This is a genomic window from Pseudomonas sp. LAMO17WK12:I1, assembly GCF_900177315.1.
Taxonomy (GTDB): domain Bacteria; phylum Pseudomonadota; class Gammaproteobacteria; order Pseudomonadales; family Pseudomonadaceae; genus Aquipseudomonas; species Aquipseudomonas marginalis.
On sequence record NZ_FWZV01000007.1, the window covers coordinates 295468 to 315358 of the forward strand.

19 protein-coding genes are annotated in these 19891 nt (G+C 62.7%); 10 read left to right on the forward strand and 9 right to left on the reverse strand.

Annotation, left to right across the window (positions count from 1 at the left end):
• Window positions 1-1338: a dihydroorotase gene (locus B9N88_RS15780; protein WP_027608201.1), complete on the forward strand. Its 1338-nt coding sequence runs from the start codon at window positions 1-3 to the stop codon at window positions 1336-1338.
• Here B9N88_RS15780 and B9N88_RS15785 read toward each other — a convergent pair.
• Complete coding sequence (locus tag B9N88_RS15785) at window positions 1335-1856, reverse strand: DUF3617 domain-containing protein (protein ID WP_027608200.1); 522 nt, start codon at window positions 1854-1856, stop codon at window positions 1335-1337. The two genes, B9N88_RS15780 and B9N88_RS15785, sit on opposite strands and share 4 nt — an antisense overlap.
• A 130-nt stretch (window positions 1857-1986) precedes the next feature.
• On the opposite strand from B9N88_RS15785, the gene cls reads away from it, so the two are divergent.
• Window positions 1987-3426 (forward strand): cardiolipin synthase, encoded by a 1440-nt coding sequence (cls, locus tag B9N88_RS15790; RefSeq protein ID WP_027608199.1) that lies wholly within the window; start codon window positions 1987-1989, stop codon window positions 3424-3426.
• 41 nt (window positions 3427-3467) lie between these two features.
• Here cls and cfaB read toward each other — a convergent pair whose 3' ends face one another.
• The 8 genes from cfaB to hflK (B9N88_RS15830) form a co-directional block, all read right to left on the reverse strand.
• The gene (gene cfaB, locus B9N88_RS15795) at window positions 3468-4652 is read right to left on the reverse strand and encodes a C17 cyclopropane fatty acid synthase CfaB (protein WP_027608198.1); all 1185 of its coding nucleotides are present in this window, start codon (window positions 4650-4652) and stop codon (window positions 3468-3470) included.
• Window positions 4653-4739: 87 nt separating this feature from the next.
• Complete coding sequence (locus tag B9N88_RS15800) at window positions 4740-5528, reverse strand: HvfC/BufC N-terminal domain-containing protein (protein ID WP_027608197.1); 789 nt, start codon at window positions 5526-5528, stop codon at window positions 4740-4742.
• Window positions 5519-6364, reverse strand: a complete 846-nt coding sequence (locus tag B9N88_RS15805; protein WP_027608196.1) for an MNIO family bufferin maturase — start codon at window positions 6362-6364, stop codon at window positions 5519-5521. Before B9N88_RS15805 ends, B9N88_RS15800 begins: the two co-directional genes overlap by 10 nt.
• 66 nt (window positions 6365-6430) lie before the next feature.
• Window positions 6431-6682 (reverse strand): BufA2 family periplasmic bufferin-type metallophore, encoded by a 252-nt coding sequence (locus B9N88_RS15810; RefSeq protein WP_027608195.1) that lies wholly within the window; start codon window positions 6680-6682, stop codon window positions 6431-6433.
• Between the two features lie 116 nt (window positions 6683-6798).
• On the reverse strand, window positions 6799-8685 hold the full coding sequence (locus B9N88_RS15815) for a cation-translocating P-type ATPase (RefSeq protein WP_027608194.1): 1887 nt from the start codon (window positions 8683-8685) through the stop codon (window positions 6799-6801).
• Entirely contained in the window at window positions 8682-9716 is a 1035-nt protein-coding gene (gene hflK, locus B9N88_RS15820; protein ID WP_027608193.1) for a protease modulator HflK, read from the reverse strand. The genes B9N88_RS15815 and hflK (B9N88_RS15820) overlap by 4 nt, the downstream gene beginning before the upstream one ends.
• Complete coding sequence (hflC, locus tag B9N88_RS15825; RefSeq protein WP_027608192.1) at window positions 9713-10699, reverse strand: protease modulator HflC; 987 nt, start codon at window positions 10697-10699, stop codon at window positions 9713-9715. The genes hflK (B9N88_RS15820) and hflC overlap by 4 nt, the downstream gene beginning before the upstream one ends.
• A gap of 12 nt (window positions 10700-10711) precedes the next feature.
• Entirely contained in the window at window positions 10712-12616 is a 1905-nt protein-coding gene (gene hflK / locus B9N88_RS15830) for a protease modulator HflK (RefSeq protein WP_027608191.1), read from the reverse strand.
• Window positions 12617-12934: 318 nt separating this feature from the next.
• Here hflK (B9N88_RS15830) and B9N88_RS15835 point away from each other — a divergent pair, with 318 nt between their 5' ends.
• From B9N88_RS15835 to B9N88_RS15870, 8 genes are all read left to right on the forward strand, one after another.
• Window positions 12935-13558, forward strand: coding sequence for a CDP-alcohol phosphatidyltransferase family protein (locus B9N88_RS15835; RefSeq protein WP_027608190.1), 624 nt, complete (start codon window positions 12935-12937; stop codon window positions 13556-13558).
• Between the two features lie 10 nt (window positions 13559-13568).
• Window positions 13569-15323, forward strand: a complete 1755-nt coding sequence (locus B9N88_RS15840) for a bifunctional alpha/beta hydrolase/class I SAM-dependent methyltransferase (RefSeq protein WP_027608189.1) — start codon at window positions 13569-13571, stop codon at window positions 15321-15323.
• Between the two features lie 2 nt (window positions 15324-15325).
• On the forward strand, window positions 15326-16624 hold the full coding sequence (locus tag B9N88_RS15845) for a phosphatase PAP2/dual specificity phosphatase family protein (protein ID WP_027608188.1): 1299 nt from the start codon (window positions 15326-15328) through the stop codon (window positions 16622-16624).
• Complete coding sequence (locus B9N88_RS15850; RefSeq protein ID WP_027608187.1) at window positions 16614-17057, forward strand: hypothetical protein; 444 nt, start codon at window positions 16614-16616, stop codon at window positions 17055-17057. Before B9N88_RS15845 ends, B9N88_RS15850 begins: the two co-directional genes overlap by 11 nt.
• Window positions 17058-17066: 9 nt before the next feature.
• Window positions 17067-17687 (forward strand): lysophospholipid acyltransferase family protein, encoded by a 621-nt coding sequence (locus B9N88_RS15855; protein ID WP_027608186.1) that lies wholly within the window; start codon window positions 17067-17069, stop codon window positions 17685-17687.
• A gap of 1 nt (window position 17688) precedes the next feature.
• Window positions 17689-18621, forward strand: coding sequence for a phosphatidate cytidylyltransferase (locus B9N88_RS15860; RefSeq protein WP_017528659.1), 933 nt, complete (start codon window positions 17689-17691; stop codon window positions 18619-18621).
• A gap of 162 nt (window positions 18622-18783) precedes the next feature.
• Window positions 18784-19248 carry a helix-turn-helix domain-containing protein gene (locus B9N88_RS15865; RefSeq protein ID WP_027608185.1) on the forward strand — a complete coding sequence of 155 codons (465 nt, stop codon included), beginning with the start codon at window positions 18784-18786 and terminating at the stop codon, window positions 19246-19248.
• Window positions 19239-19826, forward strand: a complete 588-nt coding sequence (locus B9N88_RS15870; protein ID WP_027608184.1) for a mobile mystery protein B — start codon at window positions 19239-19241, stop codon at window positions 19824-19826. Before B9N88_RS15865 ends, B9N88_RS15870 begins: the two co-directional genes overlap by 10 nt.
• Window positions 19827-19891 lie beyond the last annotated feature (65 nt).

Sequence of the window (19891 nt, forward strand, 5' to 3'; positions counted from 1 at the left end):
ATGAGCCGCCTGCTGATCCGCAACGCCCGCCTGGTGAACGAAGGCGAGGAATTCGACGCCGACGTGCTGGTCGCCCATGGCCGTATCGAAAAGATCGCCAGCAGCATCGGCGGGAATGCCGCGCCCGTGTCCATCGACGCCCACGGGCAGTGGCTGCTGCCGGGCATGATTGACGACCAGGTGCACTTTCGCGACCCCGGCGCGCCGGACAAGGGCAGCTTCTACAGCGAGTCCCGCGCAGCGGTAGCCGGCGGCATCACCAGCGTCATGGACATGCCCAACACCAACCCGGCCACGCTGAACCTGGAAGCCCTGGCCGATAAAAAGCGCCGCGCGGCCCTGCACTCGGTGGCCAACTACGGCTTTCACTTCGGGGTCAGCAACGACAACCTCGACACCGTCGCCGCCCTCGACCCGCGCGAAGTGGCCGGGGTCAAAGTGTTCATGGGCGCCTCTACCGGCAATATGCTGGTGGACCACCCACGGATCCTGGAACGGCTGTTTGCCGAAGTGCCGACCATTCTGCTGGCCCACTGCGAACACACGCCGAGCATCCAAGCCAACGAGCAGCGCATGCGTGAGCGCTTTGGTGACAGGATCCCCGCCGTCGCCCACCCGCTGATCCGCGATGCCGAAGCCTGCTATCGCTCATCCTCCTTCGCGGTGGAACTGGCCAAGCGTCACGGCACGCGCCTGCATGTACTGCACCTGACCAGCGCACGCGAGTTGGCATTGTTCGAAGACAAACCCCTGGCGCAAAAACGCATTACCGCTGAAGTCTGCGTGCACCACCTGCTGTTCGATGACCGTGACTATCACCGCCTCGGCCACCAGATCAAATGCAACCCGGCGATCAAGACCCGCGCCGACCGCGACGCCCTGCGCCTGGCCTTGCTGAGTGATCGTCTGGATGTAATAGGTACTGACCATGCGCCGCATACCTGGGCGCAAAAACAGTTGGGGTATCGTGAAGCGCCCGCGGGTCTGCCCCTGGTGCAACACGCGCTGCCAGCGTTGTTGGAATTGGTCGCCGATGGGCTGCTGCCCCTGACCACCCTGGTGGCCAAGACCAGCCACCGTGTCGCCGACCTGTTTGCCATCCCGGACCGGGGTTACCTGCGCGAAGGGTATTGGGCCGACCTGGTGCTGATCAAACCGGAGCCCGAAGGAAAACCGGTCAGGGACGAGCCGATTCTTGCCCGCTGCGGCTGGACGCCGTTCGCCGAACGCAGCTTTCGCCACAGCGTGAGCACCACCCTGGTCTCCGGCCACCTGGCCTGGCACAACGGCCAGGTGGTCGATAGCTGCCAGGGTTTACCGCTGTACTTTCTGCGTTAAGCGCGAGGCTTGACCGTGCCGCAATCGGTGCCCAGCCATTGGGCGTGGGTATCCAGGCTGCCCTTCTGTTGAACGCCGGTGGCATTGAAGGTGCCGTTGACGGTGGTGGTGAATTCTTTCTGGCTCTGGAAGGTAGCGACGCCGGTGCCCTGGGCTTTCGGGCAACTGAAACGGAATTTCCACTGGTTACCGGTCTTGTCGGTCACTTCCTGTTTGCAGCCCGATTGCGGGTCGGTCAGGGGGATCGAATCAGAGGCGACTTGTGCCGGGGTGAGGCACACCTGCACGCCTTTGCCGGCCATGGTGATGCCTTGTTTTTCCAGCATGGCGCGCTGTTCGGGGGTCATCTGTTGCTTGAGCTGACCGAGGATCAGCGACAGGTCCGGCAGGTCCTGGTTATCGACTTTCATATTGCTGGTGGTCAATTCCCACAAGCCCGGCGCCAGCATCTGCGCCTGCGCTGCCAGCGGCAACGACAAACCTACAACCATGGCCAAACCAAGCAGACGAGCATTCATCGGGTAACTCCTGGGCAATTGTGGGCGTTAGACGCCGCAAAAGTGCCAGTGTTGCACGGCAAATAAAATAGCGACATTCGCCGCCGTTCATGGTCTGTTAGGCATTGGATTGTCTGGAGTACCGTCGTCCATGGATTTCTTTGGCCCGCACCTGCTCGCCTACTTCATCGCCACGCTGCACTTGCTCGGGACTCTCGCCGCGATCCACGCGGTGCTGACCGTCAGGACCGCCCAAGGCTCGATCGCCTGGGCCCTGTCACTGATGTTCATGCCCTATCTCACCTTGATCCCCTACCTGATCTTTGGCCGCAGCACCTTCGACGCGTATATCCAGGCCCGTCGCCAGGCCAACCAGGAAATGCACACCGCGATCACCGAGCTGAACTGGCGCCCGTGGGTCGAGGAGGCTCTCGCCGCGCGCAACTCCAGTGCCTACGCGTCGTTGCGCGCCATGCCCAAGCTGGGCCGCATGCCGTGCCTGGCAAACAATGAAGTGCACTTGCTGATCAACGGCGAGGCCACTTTCCGTGCAATCTTCGACGCCATTCGCGGTGCCAAAACCGCCGTGCTGTTTCAGTTCTTCATCATTCATGACGATGAACTCGGTCGTCAGTTACAGGCGCTGTTGAAGGAAAAGGCTGCCCAAGGCGTGGGCATCTACGTCATGTACGACCGCATCGGCAGCCACGCCCTGCCCCATCAGTACGTGCAATCGCTGCGCGACGCCGGGGTGCAGGTCAAGGCATTCGCCACCCGCAGCGGTTGGCTCAACCGTTTCCAGGTCAACTTCCGCAACCATCGCAAGATCGTGGTGGTGGACGGTGTCACCGGGTTTGTCGGTGGGCACAATGTGGGCGATGAATACCTGGGCAAAAAACCGCCGCTGGCGCCGTGGCGCGATACCCATGTGCAAGTTACCGGCCCGGTAGTGGCCTGCCTGCAGGAGTCGTTTGCCGAGGACTGGTTCTGGGCTGCGCGCGAGCTGCCGCCGCTGATCCTGCCGGACGCCTACCCCGAAGACGGCGTGCTCTGCCAATTGCTCGCCAGCGGCCCGGCCGATCCCTATGAAACCTGTTCGCTGTTTTTCGTCGAGGCCATCCATGCGGCCACCGAGCGCGTGTGGATCACCAGCCCGTATTTCATCCCCGACGAAGCGGTGTTCGCCGCCCTGCGCCTGGCGGTCCTGCGGGGCGTGGACGTGCGCCTGCTGTTGCCATCGCGGCCCGACCACCGCATCGTGTACGCCGCGTCCAGCCTGTATGCGATCGAGGCGGTGCGCGCCGGTGTCCGGGTGTTCCGCTATACGCCGGGTTTTTTGCATCAGAAGGTGGTGCTGGTGGACAACGAGATCAGCGCCATCGGCAGTGCGAACATGGACAACCGTTCATTCCGGCTGAATTTCGAAGTGATGTTGCTGACGGTCGACGAAGCCTTCGCCAAGCAGGTTGAACAGATGCTGCTGGACGACTTCGCCCAGGCCCATGAAGTGAGCCAGGAAGAAAGCCGCGAGACCCGCCGCCTGCAGCAACTGGGCATGCGGGTGGCGCGCTTGATCTCACCGATTCTGTAGGAGCGAGGCGTCCCCCTCGCTCCTACAGTAATCATTCACTTTCAGCGATAAATGTCTTCCCGCGTCCACGGCAGTTCATGGCTGCCATCCGCGTGAGGCTTCACCGCGAGGATCTGGTGCAGGTTGATCCAGCCCCGCGCAAACGCATAGGCACACCCGGCCAGGTACAGCCGCCAGATGCGCAACGCCTGCTCCGGCACCAGCTTCGCCGCCGCTTCCAGGTTGTCTTCCAGGCGCTCGCTCCAATGGTCCAGGGTGCGCGCGTAATGCAGGCGCAGGCTTTCGACATCGACCACTTCCAGCCCGACTTCGCTGATCTCGGCAGTCATCATCGCCAGGTGCGGCAGCTCGCCGTTGGGGAACACATAACGCTCGATAAACTCCCCGGCGCCACGGCCTACGGGCCGGCCGTCGGTGTGCTTGGCGGTAATGCCATGGTTCATCACCAGGCCGCCTTCGCGTACGGCACCAAACAGGGTCTTGCAGTATTGCGCCAGGTTGGCGTGGCCGACGTGCTCGAACATGCCCACGCTCACCACTTTGTCGAAACGACCATCCTGGGGCAGATCGCGGTAGTCGAGCAGTTGCAGGTCGATCTGGTCTTCCAGGCCCTCGGCTTTCACCCGCTCCTTGGCCAATGCCAGCTGTTCCTTGCTCAGGGTGATACCAAACACTTTCACCCCGAACTCACGCGCCGCAAAACGTGCCAGCCCGCCCCAGCCACAGCCTACGTCGAGCAGGTACTCGCCGGGCTGCAAGCGCAACTTGCGACACAGGTGGCGGAATTTGTCTTGCTGGGCCTGGTCGATGGATTCGCTGCCGGTTTCGAAATACCCGCAGGAGTACGCCATGTCCTGGTCCAGCCAGAGCTGGTAGAACGCGTTGGACAGGTCGTAATGGTAGGAAATAGCCGCGGCGTCGGTGACCTTGTCGTGAATCGAGCGCACCGGCAGACTCCCGCCCTCATCCTCGACCAAGGCATGACTCAGCTCATCACAGACCCGGATCACTTCACTGATGGAGCCTTCCAGCTCCAGTTTGCCCTCGACGAAGGCTTCGCCCAACGAGTCGAGCGTGGGGTGGGACAGTTTGGGTACGACCGTGGGGTCCTTCACCACGATGGTCACACTGGGCTCGGGGCCCAAGTTGAATTCATGGCCATCCCAGAGTCGAAGACGCAGCGGCAGCTGTAGATTCTGTAAGGCCGGTGGAAGTTGCGCGAGCATGAGTAGTCCCCCCTTGTTTCAGACGTCTGGAATGAGGGTAGACCATCCCGATAAAAAGTAGGAGGCTATCGATTTGATAGCGTTCTTCTATGGGGCCCGGCGCTGGAGCAAACCGTCCTGGATCCACTGTTTCAGCCATGTCACCGCTTGCAGTGGTGCACCCTCTCCATAAGTGACTGCCAGTTGCGCACACAGTTCTGCGAAGCGCCAACCGGTCGTCACCATCCCCGCCAGCGCAAACGCCTCGGCCGGTCCCAGGCTGCGATAACGGCACACATTCTGATCGCGCCATACCAGGCAGATCTGTGCGAAGTCCAAGGTGTGGCTGTCGGGGAAATCCGCGCCATCCTTGCTGGCACGCCAGATGGCCACGGTGTTGAAGTGGCAAAGCCGCTGCTGTACGGATGGTGTCAGGAAGACCTGCAAACCGGGCCAATCCTCGGGCGGCAGCACCGCCATATCATCCTGGGTCAGCGGCTCACCCTGCGGCGCATCGAACGCCAGGGTGAAGGCCCACTCCAACTGGGCCAGTTCAACCAGCGGCGCACTTTGCTCGGCCACCAGGTGCTCGTGGATAAACGCCGGAAACCGTTCGCCCAGCCAGCGCAGGCTGTAGTGAGCCGAGGGATAACGACGCACATAGGCTTGCGTCAGCAGCGCAAACTCATCATCCCCCAGCCAATACCGGATGGCGCTGAAGTCGTGCCGCAACACCTCCTGCAGCCGTGCCAGATAAGCGTTGTGGTAGATCGCCAGGCCGGTGTCCACGTCCAGCGTCGGCCCACCCAATAACGTGGCGGCAAAGCCATTGGTGGTATCTGGCGTCTGCGCTGACAGGTGCTGTTCAAAGGCCAACTGCCAGTCGATCAGGCGCATAACGACCTCCGGGCCAAGGCTGCGGCGCCTAGCTTGCGGGCCTTTTCCAGCTCGGTGAGGAGCTCTTCGAACGGCGGGAAATGGTCATCGCGCTCCAACAGCGTCGAGACCGGCCCGAAATGCTCCAGGGTCTGTTGATACAACGCCCACACCGGATCGCACACCGGATGGTCGTGGGTATCGACCACGTAGTCGCCGTAATCCATATGCCCTGCCAGATGCAGCTGGCGGATGCTGTCGGGCGGCAGGTTGCGGATAAAGGTCCAGGCATCGAAGCCATGGTTGCGCGCACTGACATACACATTGTTAACGTCAAGCAGCAACTGGCAGCCCGACAGGTGGGCCAGGGCATTGAGGAATTCCCATTCGGTGAATTCATCCGCCTTGGCACGCACATAACTGGAGACGTTTTCCAGCACCAGCGGGCGCTGCAACACATCCTGCACTTGGCGAACGCGAGCAGCTACGTAGTAGAGGCTTTCTTCGGTGTAAGGCAGGGGCAGCAGGTCATGCAACTGGTGCGCGCTGCCACGACTCCAGCACAAATGATCGGAAATCCACGCGGGCTGGATGCGCTCCGCGAGCTGCTTGAGGTGTTTCAGGTAGTCCATGTCGACGGGGTGGGGGCCGCCGATGGACAGGGACACACCGTGCATCACCAACGGGTAACGCTCGGCTATCGCATCCAGGTAGTACAAGGCTTTACCGCCCTGCACCAGATAGTTCTCGGAGATCACTTCGAACCAATCCACGGCCGGCGCTTGTTCAAGGATCTGCTGGTAGTACTCACTGCGTAAACCCAGGCCGTAACCCAGACTTGGAAGGGACGCGGACATGACTCGCTCCTGGGCAAAGTGTCCGCAGCGGTGGGGGCTGCCGCTGCGGTTGCACTCGTTTGCCGGTTATTCGCCGACTTTGCCGCCCGCTGCGTCACAGGCGGCCTTGGTCATGGCCTTGAAGCCGTGGCCCTTGCACACCGCCTGGCCTTTGCAGGCGTTTTCAGCGGTTTTGCAGTCGTTCATGCCTTTGCAGGACGTCACGCCGTAGCAATGCACTTGCGCATCGGCGGCTTGTACCTGGGTCGCAACACCAGCAAACATGGTGGCGGCGGCCATCGCCAGGGCAGCACCAGCAGCAGCGGATTTAATCTTCATTCTCGTATTCCTCATGATCGGTAGTGGCGTCGGTCTGAACGGATTGCCCAGTCTCGACACAGCACTAGAGTGAGGCCCCTTATCGGCGTTACAGCCGTGTGCAAATATTTCTGAAATTAATCCTCAAGCTTCGACAGCGGCTCCTGAAACCGCAGCAAACGCCCGGCATTGCCCAGTACCAGCAAGGTGCTGAGGTTATGCAGCACCGCCGCAATCATCGCCCCCGCAGCACCCAACCAGCCAAAGGCGGCAAACACCACGATAGCCAAGGTCCAGCCCAGGCCGATGACCACGTTGACCTGCAACGTACGCCGGCACTGGCGACTCAAGCGCACACAGGTGCCCAGGCGCCGCAGGTCGCTGCCGATCAACACCACATCCGCCGAGGCCAGCGCAATGTCCGCCCCACCCGCGCCCATGGCCACCCCAACCACGCCAGCCTTGAGCGCCAGGGAATCGTTGATCCCATCACCGACCACCATGGGCCGGAAGCCGCTGCCGATTTCCCCCAGCACGCGGTTGAGCTTGTCTTCCGGCAACGCCTGGGCTTCGACATCGCTGATGCCCACGTCCAGCGCCAGGCTGTCGGCCACGCTTTGACGGTCGCCAGTCAGCAGCAGTTGGCGACCCAGGCCCAAATCCCGCAACTCTTGCAGGGCCTGGCGCGCCTCCGGCTTGACGCTGTCGGCCAGCAGCAGCCAGGCCAGGAACTGCCCGTTCAGGGCCAGCCCGGCAATCGGGCCGTCATGGTTCGGCACCGTCGTCGTGACAATACCCAATTGCTCGAACAACTCGGGACGGCCCAACGCCGCTTCGCCCTGCTCGGTCTGTGCCACAACGCCTAAGCCCTGGCGCTCGCGAATATCCGTGAGCGCCAGCAGTTGCGCCTGAGTCGCCAACCCCGCCAACGCACGGCTGACCGGGTGGCTACTGGCCGAACCGAGGCTGGCCGCCAGGTTGAGCAGCGCCTGGCGGTCGGTCGACGAGGTCTCGATGGACTGCAAGCGCAGGGTGCCGAAGGTCAGGGTGCCGGTCTTGTCCACTACCAGCGAGGTCAGGTCCGCCAACTCTTCGAGGAACGCCGAGCTGCGAATCAGGATCCCGTGCCGGGCCGCCACGGCAATCCCGGCAATCGCCGTTGCCGGTGCCGACAGCACCAGGGCGCAGGGGCACGCCGCCACCAGCACCGCGAGCATCGCCTGGGCGTCATTGGTCACAAACCAGGTTACTGCCGCCAGCAGCAACACCAACACCATATAGCTGCCCGCGTAACGCTCCAGCAGCCGCGTGATCGGCGGCTTGGAACGTTCGGCGTTCTGCATCAGCGCGATGACTTTGCCCAGGGTCGACTCATTGCCGGTACGCGTCACTTGCAGGCGCAACAGGCCATCGAGGTTGATCGCCCCGCCAAACACCTGCACACCCACACTGGCTTCCAACGGCACCGACTCACCGGTGATCGGCGCCGTGTCCAGGCTCGCCTGGCCCGACAGCACCACGCCATCGGCGGGCACCCGATCACCGGCACGCACCTCGACGATATCGCCGGTGCTCAGGGTGCCGTTATCCACTTCGATGATGCTGCCGTCGGCCTGCACCCGCCGCGCATGGCTGCGGGTCAGTTTACCCAGGGCATGAATCGCCTCCTGGGAGCCGATCACGCTGCGCTCTTCCAATACGTGGCCGAAGATCATGATGATCGGCAGCAGCGCGGCGGTGAGCAGATCGCCGGTGGCCCAGGCGCCGAGCATCGCCAGGGCGATCAGTTGGTCGGTAATGCCATGCAGGCTGGGAAAACGCAGGCTGTACCAGGCCGAGCGCATCACCGGCACCGCCACCAGCAACGAGGCCACACCGAGCAGCAACTGGCTGACGCCCGTCTGGTCCGGCGCCAGCCAGCGCCATACCAGCCCCAGCATCAGCAAGCCCAGGGCGAGCATGGCCAGGGTCAATTGCCGGGCAGCGCTGCGCTGTTCGGCGGAGGTCAGCATGGGTGCGCTCATTGTTCGGCTCCCTGGATGATCAAGCGGGAGTCGTCTTCAGGATCGACCGTGGTCACCGAACCGGCCTGGCCGAGAATCTTCGGCATACGCTCGCGGTACAGGCGCAACAGCAAGCCCGGGTCTTTGACCTGGGCCAGGCTGGCGACCGTGGCCGTTTGCGCCTGGGCATTGGCCAGGCGTTCACTGGCCTGGGCGTGGGCAACCTGCACCAGGCGGTCGGCCTGCTGGTTGGCGGTCTGGGTGAGTTTTTCCGCTTCGGTCCGGGCGTTTGCCACGGCTTTGTCGGCTTGTTGACTGGCGGTGAGTACGGCGTTGAATGCGTTCACCGCCGGGCCCGGCAGGCTCGATTGCACATCGACCCGCGTCACCTCGATGCCCAGCCCCAGACCGGTGGCGGCCAACTCGGCCAGGCGCTTGTTGATGCCTTGCACCAAGTCACCCCGCAGCCGCTCGCGACGCTCGGCGGCGCCGTTGTCGGTACCGATCAATTCGGGGCGCGCCACCAGGATCGTGTCCAGATCGCGCACCGCCGTCAGGGCCACGGCGCTGCGGGTCACCAGGCGATCCAGGGCCGGCAGCACATGCGCGCCCTGCAACACAAAGGCGTAGGGTTCGGTGACCTTGTAGAACACCCGCACATCCAGCTGCACCACTCCGGCATCGCCGGTCAGCAGGTAGCCGGAGCCGGCCAGGGCATCGCTCAAGGGCGTGGAGAAACTGGCCACACGATCAGCCTGCACCGCCGCATCGGAACGCAACAGGTTCTCCACCCGACGCTCGATCACCCGGTCGGCCGCCGGCAATAACACCACCTGCTCGAACGGCTGCGGCCAGGCCAGCAGCAGCCCGGCATTCTGGATGCGGTCGAGGGCGCCGAAGTGCAGCACCACCGCACGGTTCTGCGGGTCGATCTGCCGCACATTGGAAAACGCCCATGCCAATGCGGCCAACACCGTCACCGCGTACAACGCCAGGAACGTCAGGCGCCCGGCCTGGATCCAGGGGCTGTCCGGGCTGTCACGCTCGGTCATGGCTGAACGTCCTTGGGCCCGTCCACCAACGCGCGAAAGGGCGCGGCGTCGGTGCGCAGGATGATTTTGGTGCCGGGGGTCACGACCGTGCCCAGGGTATCCAGGGAGCGCAGCAGGTTATACAGCTGCGGATTGCCGGCGTAGGCACGCCCATAAATCTGCGCGGCTTCGACCCGCGACTGGGCTTCGATGTCGGCGGCTTTCACCGTGGCATCGGCCTGCACGATGCGCGCATCACGCTCAGCCGCGGAGCGAATCTGCGCGGCCTCGCGCTTGCCCACGGCCGTGCGTTCGGTGGCGATGGTTTCACGCTCGGCACGCATGCGGTCGACGGTGGCGGTCAGCGTGACCGACGGCAACGTCAGGCGCTCGATCCCCACCTGCGCCACTCGTACGCCATAGGTGGTGAGCAATTGTTGATCAATCTGCTGGCGCAACTGCGCCTCGAAATCGGCGATGCGCACCTGGCTGGCGTCGGTGTTGATCAAGCTCGACAGGTCAAAACTGGCCGCCGTGGTTTCCAGCGCCGAGCCGACAAAGGTGCGGATCTGCCGCGCCGCCTCATCCGGCTGGTTCTGCACGGCGCGCATAAAGCGCTGCACATTGTCGGCATCGCCCTGCACCTGCCACGCCACATAGGCCTGCACGATAATCCGCAGGCCGTCGCGCGTGCCCACATCCTGCAAGCCGCTGGAGGTGGTGCGCAGGCGCAAGTCCACCGGGATCGCCGCTTCGAACGGCGCCGGCCAACGCCAGCCCAGGCCCGGTTCCAGCAACACCCGCGACGGGTTGCCGAAGCGGGTAATCACCGTGGCCTCGCCGGAGCGCACCTGCACCAGGCTCGCCGCCGCCACCGCGAACAGCACCAGCAACACCGCCCAGGCCATACGCCGCCAAGGGAAAGGACCCGCCGCCTGTTCATCACCGTGATGAGGGTGATGGTGGCCGTGGTGGTGACCATGATCGTGAGAATGAGCGCTCAACAGACAGACTCCTTATTGAACGGCTTTACGCGGCAGCGAAGGGTCGGCCGGCAAAGTAAAAGAACGCAGATCAATCGTCGGTGCACCTTCGGCGCCCAGGCGGTGATCCAGAATAAGCAGCTTGGCGTGGGCCAGGCCCAGGCTGAGTTGGCCCAGGTACTGTTCCAGCACAAAGGCCCGACCGGCCGCGGCGTAGGCCTTTTGTTCGGCGGTAAAGCGCAGGTCGGCGGCTTGGGCACCGGCATTCACTTCGCGGGCGGTGGCCAAGGCCTGGTCGCGGGCGGTGCTGGCTTGCAGCAAGGCCTGGTTGGTGTGTTCGCTGGCGGCGCCGCGCTCGCGGGAGATCAGGGCCTGGGCGCCGATCTGCGCGGCTTGCACGCCGTGGTAGGCATTGGCCGCGCCGGCCGGTGGGTGGATGGCTTCCACGACAGTGGCGAGGATTTCCACGCCGCTGTCGAGTTTCTGCAAATCCGCCTGCACGGCGCGGCCGATTTCGTCGGCCAGGCGGGTGCGTTGTTCGCCGAGCAATTCGTCGAGGGTACGCGAGGCAAAATCGTGCACCAGGATGCGGCTGGCGGTGCTGCGGATCAGGGTCGGCACATCCGCGCTGTTATAGGTGGCGGCGAGCGCGGCCTGGTCGGTGAGGCCAATGCGGTAAACGAAGCGCACATCCATATTGACGATCTGGAAGCTCTGTTTATCGCCGCTGCTGCTGGCGATCACCTGGGATTTGTCATTCACATGGCTGGCGTCCCACAGCCGATTGGCAACCAGCGGTGCCGGGCCTTCGGCTGACGCCAGCTCCGGTGCGGCGGCCTCGCTGACGCTGGTGGCCAACTCATGCACCACGCCGTTCTCGATGTTTAACACACGACCCAAAGGCCACGGCAACCCGGCATGCAGGCCAGGGCCGAACACCTCGACGGGTTTGCCAAAGCGCTCATAAATCCCACGGCCTTGCAGGGGCACTTCATGCACGCCGGTCAGCGCCCAGCCGACCGCCAGCACCACCAGCAGCACCGGCAAAAACGCCCGGCGCATGTAGGTAAACGCCCAGATCTGGCGCAGGTCGATGCCGAAACGGTTGTGTAATTCGCGCTGCAACGCCAGCAGCGGTTGTGGCGGCCAGCGCAGCAACCCGGCGATGAAGCTTTGCGCCATCAACCGTGGTTCAAGGCGCGGCTGGCGCGGGCTGAACAGCGACAGCAGGCCTCTTAATAGAAACTCCACCGCCACCAGCGCCGGCAACAGCCCGACCAGCACCGCCAGGCGCAACGGCCAGACCGACTCGGCCCCGGCAAACAGCAGGCAAATGGCACTGACCACCAGGCAGGTAATCGCCACCCGGCTCAACTGCGCCAGTTGCGCGGCTTCCGGCCACTGGGCCGTGGTTTCCTGAGCCAGGCGCCGTTCGAACACCAGCAAGCCAAACGCCAGGGCCAACGCCAATGCCGCCCCCACGCTGGCCGCTTGGCCGACAGGCGCCGAGGACAGGCCCAGGTTCCAGAATTCGATGATGCTGACCAGCGCCAGCAGCGACCAGCCGCCCAGCCACAAGACCGGGGCGCCGATCTGCCGGCCAAAGCGTTCCACAAGGCGCGCGTAGCGACCCGTTTCTTCAACGGGCAATTCGGCCGCCGGCGCCTCCAGCGCCTGGGCCCGCCAATCGGCCACCCACCACGCCGACTGCAGCCCTGCCACCAGCACCAGCAGGGCCGATGCGCAGTTGATCAACACCACCGGCCAGATCGACAACGGTGCAAACAGCGCGACAAACAACGCCAGCACCCAACCGACTACGGCCAGTACTGTCAGACTGATACCGGCTTGCCGCAATCGGCGGGCATGGAACAGCCCTTGCTGAAAACGCGGCAGGCCTTCCACCGAAGCGCCGTCCGCCTCTAGATCCACTTGCATCCACTCACGCCCGCTTGTACACAATTCGTTACGATATAACACGCGGCGTGAAATTTTTGTTCGTTAAACAGGGTTTTTGAACATGGCAGAAATCTCCTGTGGGAGGGGGCTTGCTCCCGATGGCGATGGGTCAGCCGGCACATGCATCAACCGGTAGACCGCCATCGGGGGCAAGCCCCCTCCCACATTTGTCCTTCAGTGCTTTCCAGATCGTGACTAAACCCCCATAAACACGCGCCATCACTGGTATAGGCCATGAATAATCGGCACACTCCAGGCAGTTTTTCGCGGGCTCTCGGACAAGGAAGCGTCACCCCCATGATTTCGATCTATCAGCTCAAACCGCGGTTTCAGAACCTGCTGCGTCCCCTCGTGCAGCGCCTCTATGACAATGGCACCACGGCCAACCAGATCACCGTGCTCGCCGGGGTCATTTCCCTGCTGGTCGGCCTGTTGATCGCCAGCTTCGCCCAGCACCTGTGGCTGTTTGCGCTGATCCCGCTGTGGATGATCCTGCGCATGGCCCTCAACGCCATCGACGGCATGCTCGCCCGGGAATTCGGCCAGCAGTCGCGCCTGGGCGCCTACCTCAATGAATTGTGCGACGTGATTGCCGACAGTGCGTTGATCCTGCCCTTCGCGCTGATCCCCGGCGTGAGCCTGGTGCCGGTGCTGCTGGTGGCGCTGCTGGCGGTGTTCAGCGAATACGCCGGGGTGCTGGGGCCGATGGTCGGCGCGTCACGGCGCTATGACGGGCCGATGGGCAAGAGTGACCGCGCGTTTGTCCTCGGCGTGCTGGCCACCGGTGTAGCGCTGGGCTGGCTCGGCGCTGGCTGGGTCGACACTGTGATGTGGCTGGTCGCCGCCCTGCTCGCCTACACCCTGGTCAACCGGGTGCGCCAGGGTTTGAAAGAAGAACAACCTATCTCCCCTTCTGCATAAGGATTTTGCAATGCGCGAACAGCAAGAGCACACCTTCAGTACCCATGACGGCGTCGAGCTTTTCTACCGTCATTGGCCGGCCAGCGCGCCGGCGGACGGCGAGCCGCGCAAGGCGATCCTGCTGTTCCATCGCGGCCATGAGCACTCGGGGCGTATCGCGCACCTGGTGGATGAACTGGACTTGCCGCAGTTCGACTTCTTCGCCTGGGACGCACGGGGTCACGGCCAATCGCCTGGCGAACGCGGCGACAGCCCGAGCTTCGCCACCAGCGCCCGTGATGTGCAAACTTTCCGCGACCATATCGGCGCCACCTATGGCATCGAGGAAGAAGACTGTGCCGTGATTGCCCAAAGTGTCGGCGCGGTGATCGCAGCCACCTGGGTGCATGACTACGCGCCGAAAATCCGCGCCCTGGTGCTCGCGTCCCCGGCGTTCAAGGTCAAGCTGTACGTGCCCTTTGCCCGGCCGGGCCTGGCGCTCATGCGCAGGTTTCGCGGCAACTTCTTCGTCAACAGCTACGTCAAGGCCAAGTTCCTCAGCCATGACCCGGAGCGCGTGGCGTCCTACGACAGCGACCCGCTGATCACCAAGGCCATCTCGGTGAACGTGCTGCTGGGCCTGTACGAAGCCGCCGACCGGGTTGTCGCCGATGCCCAGGCGATCCAGGTGCCGACCCAAGTGCTGGTCTCGGGCGCCGACTTTGTGGTGCACCGCAAACCCCAGCAGCAATTTTTCGACCGCCTTGGCAGCCTGAAAAAAGAACTGCATATCCTCCCCGGTTTTTTCCACGACACCCTCGGCGAGCGTGACCGCGCGGTGGCCGTGAGCAGCGCCAGGCGCTTTATCCTGCAGAACTTCGCACACCCGCTGGACCGTGCGTCCCTGCTGGACGCCGACAAACTGGGCGCCACCTGCGCCGAATCCGAATCCCTCGCAGCACCCTTGCCGCGCAATTCCCTGCGCGACCTGTACTGGCGCCTGACCCGCGCCAGCATGGGCCTGGGCAAGAACCTGTCGGACGGCGTCAAGCTGGGCTTCGACACCGGCTTCGACTCCGGCAGCACCCTGGACTACGTGTACCGCAACACGCCCACCGGCAAAGGCGGGCTGGGCCGCATGATCGACACCAACTACCTCAACTCCATCGGCTGGCGCGGTATTCGCCAGCGCAAGTTGAACGTCGAGGAACTGCTGCGCCTGGCCATGGCCAAGCTGAGGGATGAACAGCGCGAAGTGCGCATCGTCGACATCGCCGCCGGCCACGGGCGCTACATTCTTGAAGCCTTGCAGGGCGTGTCGCCGCTGCCGGAATCGATCCTGCTGCGCGACTACAGCGACATCAACGTGCGTGACGGTGGCGCGCTGATTCGTGAGAAGGGCCTGGGAGACATCGCGCAGTTCGTCAAAGGCGATGCGTTTGACCGCTTGGATTTGGCGGCACTGCAACCCAAGCCGACGCTGGCGGTGGTGTCCGGGTTGTATGAATTGTTTGCCGATAACGCCATGGTCGGTGGTTCGTTGGCCGGCCTGGCTGAAGCCGTGGAGCCCGGCGGTTACCTGGTCTACACCGGCCAGCCATGGCACCCGCAACTGGAACTGATCGCCCGCGCACTGACCAGCCATCGCCAGGGCCAGGCCTGGGTGATGCGCCGTCGCAGCCAGGCAGAAATGGATCAGTTGGTAGAAGCCGCGGGCTTTCGCAAGATCACCCAGCGTGTGGATGAGTGGGGCATCTTTACCGTGTCCCTGGCCCAGAAGATCTGACCATGCGCGAACCCGGTCTATTGAAACCAGCGGTGCTGTGGCTGCTGCTGTTGGCGCCGCTGTTTTTCAGCACCTACGGCTTCGCCACGTGGGTTACAAGCCAGCGCAGCGATGTCGGCACCCTGGTGTTCGGCTGGGAAACCCATATGCCGTTCTGGGCATGGACCATCGTGCCCTATTGGTCCATCGACCTGCTTTACGGTTTCTCCCTGCTGCTGCCCAACAGCCGCCATGAGCTGAAGCAACACGCGCTGCGCCTGCTCAGCGCGCAGGTCATCGCCGTAAGTTGCTTCCTGATCTGGCCGCTGCGCTTCACCTTCGAGCGGCCGGAGCTGGATGGTGTGTTCGGCTGGCTGTTTGCCGTATTGGCGGGGTTCGACAAACCCTTCAACCAGGCGCCCTCGCTGCATATCGCGCTGCTGGTGATCCTGTGGGTCATGTATCAGCGCCACACCCAAGGGTTATGGCGCTGGCTGGTGCATGGCTGGTTCGCCTTGATCGGTATTTCGGTGCTGACCACTTATCAACATCACTTTATCGACTTACCCACAGGCGCCCTCGCCGGCTGGCTATGCGTGTGGCTGTGGCCGGTGGAACACCCAAGCCCCTTGCTGAATGCACGGCTGACCCGGGATTCGAAGCGCTGGCGCGTGGGCCTGCGCTACGGCCTGGGAGCCTTGGCACTGGCGATTCTGGCGTTTTCCCTGGGCGGCGGCTGGTTATGGCTGCTCTGGCCCGCGGTGTCCCTGGGCCTGATCAAGGCGAATTACCTGGTGCTCGGCGCTGCGGGCTTTCAAAAACGCAGCGATGGCCGGCTTACACCTGCTGCGCGTTGGCTGTACGCACCCTACCTGGCCGCGGCGTGGATAAACTCGCGCCTGTGGACACGCAAACACCCACAGCCGGACCTGATTGTGGATAACGTCTGGCTGGGGCGAATTCCCAGTGCGAAAGAGCAAAATTCATTCAGCGCCATCGTCGACCTCTGTGCCGAATTGCCGATTAATCCACAAGGCCGTGCGTATCAAAGCATCCCGGTGCTGGACCTGATCGCCCCGACACCCGCCGACTGCCAGCAAGCCGCCGAGGCCATCGAGCGCCTGCGTGCAAGCGGCCCGGTGCTGGTGTGCTGCGCCCTTGGCTACTCACGCAGCGCCACCGCCATCGCCGCCTGGCTGCTGCACAGTGGGCGCGCTGCCACGGTGGACCAAGCGCTGGCTATTATTCGTACAGCGCGGGCCCATGTGGTCCTGCATCCTGCTCATCGTCAAGCATTGGAGGGTTTGCCCCATGCCCGCTGATATGGAACTCCAGGTGGTCGCCAGCCTGCTGCGCCGTGGCCGTTCGCTGGATCAGTTATCCACAGGCTTGACCGTGGCCGGGGTGTTATTCGGCCTGGCCCAGTTGCTGATGGCGAGTGTTTCAACCATCTGCCTGCTGCTCAGCCTGTGGATGATTATCCTGGGGCTGCTGCAAAAGTACTGGGCGCTGCGGGTGGCCTTTGACGCCGACCTGTTCGCCCTGCTGGCCCGCGACATCGAGCGCACGGCGGACCTCGATCAAGCCCTGCAGACCCTTGGCCTGCAATCGCCCAAGCGGGCCGGCCGGCCCTGGACCGAGCGCCGTCGCGGCGCCCTCAAATTGCTGCGCAAACAAGCCTGGCTGCTGGGCGCGCAAGCGCTGCTGACCCTCGCCGTGATCCTCGCCAGTCCCTGGCTGCCTTTCGCCGCATAAGGAACCCCCATGTTCGAACCCGTGGTCGCCACGCTGATTACCTCCATGGCCCGCACCGTCACCGGCGCCCGCAGCCTGTGGCTGGGTTGCGCGCCAGTGCCGGTGCAACGTATCTATTTCGCCAACCACAGCAGCCACGGCGACTTCGTGCTGCTGTGGGCCTCACTGCCACAGAACCTGCGCAAATTCACGCGCCCGGTGGCCGGCAGCGATTACTGGAACAAAAGCGCCCTACGCCGCTACATCATCAACCGCGTGTTCAATGGCGTGCTGATCGACCGGGAGCGCAAGGACCCTGTGGATAACCCCTTGCAGCCCATGCTCGCCGCGCTGGAAGGCGGCGACTCGCTGATCATCTTTCCCGAGGGCACGCGCAACCTGGAGGACGGCTTACTGCCGTTCAAAAGCGGCATCTACCATCTGGCCAAAAGTTACCCACAGGCCGAATTGATCCCGGTGTGGATCGCCAACCTGAACCGGGTCATGCCCAAGGGCCGCGTGCTGCCGCTGCCTTTGCTGTGCACCACCAGCTTCGGCGCCCCCTTGCAATTGGAAGAAGGCGAAGACAAAGCCGCGTTCCTTGCCCGAACCCGCGACGCCCTGCTCGCCCTCGCCCCGGAGCACTCCTGAGATGGATAGCCAAACCCTGATGTTATTCGGCGGCATCGGCGCGATCCTGGTGCTCGCTTCGCTGATCGGCCTGATCCTCAAACTGCGCACCCGTGGCACGCCCAATGCGGTGATCGACAACCTCAACGCCCGCATCAACGCCTGGTGGGTGATGGTGGTGGTCATCGGTATCGCCTTCTGGCTTGGTACCGGTGCGGTGATCCTGCTGTTCTATGCAGTGTCGTTCTACGCCCTGCGCGAATTCCTGACCCTCACGCCCACCCGGCGCAGCGACTACCCGGCCCTGGTGGCCGCGTTCTACCTGGCGTTGCCGTTGCAATACCTGCTGATCTACTCGGACTGGTACGGGCTGTTCTCGATCTTTATCCCGGTGTATGTGTTCCTGCTGCTGCCGATCCTCGCCTCCCTCGGCGGCGACAGCACGCACTTCCTGGAACGCGCCTCCAAAGTGCAATGGGGCCTGATGATTGCGGTGTTCTGCGTATCCTTCGTGCCCGCCCTGCTGACCCTCGACATCCCCGGCTACGAAGGCCGCAACCTGCTGCTGATCGCCTACCTGGTGATCGTGGTGCAACTCTCGGACGTGCTGCAGTACGTGTGCGGCAAGCTGTTCGGCAAACACAAGATCGCGCCCAACCTGTCGCCGTCGAAAACCGTGGAAGGCTTTGTCGGCGGGATTCTGTTGTCCTCCCTGATCGGTGCGGCGCTGTGGTGGACCACGCCGTTCAACCCGTGGCAGTCGTTCCTGATCGCCTTGCTGATCAACCTGCTCGGCTTCGCCGGCGGCATCGTCATGTCGGCAATCAAGCGCGACCGGGGGGTGAAGGATTGGGGGCATATGATCGAAGGCCACGGCGGCATGCTGGATCGCCTGGATTCGGTATGTTTTGCGGCGCCGATTTTCTTCCACCTCGTGCGCTACTGGTGGACCTGAACTTCTTGAAAGCTAACAAATTGAATTGCTTTGTAAGCCTATAGGCAAACAGAATCCTGTATTTTGTTAGCTTATAGGCTTATTTTTTGTGATTAATGTATACCTATAGGCTAATATTTATTTCAATATTGATAGCCTATAGGCTTACAAAGGTCTTTCACCATGGGTACTTCCAACCTCTACAAGCTGCGCCTTTCTCAAGTAGAACGCGCTATTGAACCCTTTAACACCGTTAAAGGCGCACCCGTTCCGCCAGGCGGATGGTTGCGTTCTATCAGAGAATCGTTGGGTCGCTCATTAAGAGCCCAGGCCGAAATGGCGGGCGTGTCTTCAGTGACGTTGACCAAGTCCGAGCGTTCCGAAGCTGAGGATCGCATTTCGCTTGCACAGCTAAGAAAGCTCGCGGCAGCACTGGACTGTGAACTCGTGTACGGCCTTGTCCCCAAAAAGCCCCTGCATGAAGTCATCCAAGACCGCGCCGAACTCATGGCCAAGCAAGAAATCCTAGGCGTCGCTCATTCCATGAGCCTCGAAGATCAACGTCCTTCTGATGCCTTCATCGAACGTCAGATTGATGAACGTCGCAAAGAATTGCTCGACGGTCCATGGACACGCCTATGGCAATAGAACTGGAACTTAAACCCGGTCAAACCCCGCTCGATCCGGACGAAGTCGCTGGGCTGAAACCGAGACACATCGCCACCCAAGGCGAACTGGATGAATGGGAGGCGCAAAACATCCTCAAAGCCTCGCGTTGGGTAGCTCGGCAAAAAAAGCTGGATGTGCTGAATGATCATTTCTGCCGCGAACTGCACGTGAAAATGTTCGACGACACTTGGAAGTGGGCCGGCACTTTCCGCAAATCCGATAAAAACATTGGCTGTGACTGGACGCAGATTGCCGTCAACTTGCGTCAATTGCTCGACAACGTGGCTTATTGGCTGGAGCACAACGTATTCCCGCCAGAAGAGATTGCCGTGCGCTTTCATCATCGACTTGTGTGGCTACACGCTTTCCCCAATGGCAACGGTAGACATGCTCGCCTCATGACCGATTGCCTGCTGAGGCAATGTGGTCTTGCTCCCTTCTCCTGGGGGCGCGGTAACCTGGTAATCGTGAACGAAGTTCGCCACCGCTACATCCAGTCGCTTCGCGCTGCCGACGCCAATGATTACGCGCTGCTGTCGGCATTCGTGCGCAGCTGACTCGGTAAACATCCCCGCCGTGCGGCGTATCGGCGTCATCTTTTGTATCAAAGACCCTGTAAGAT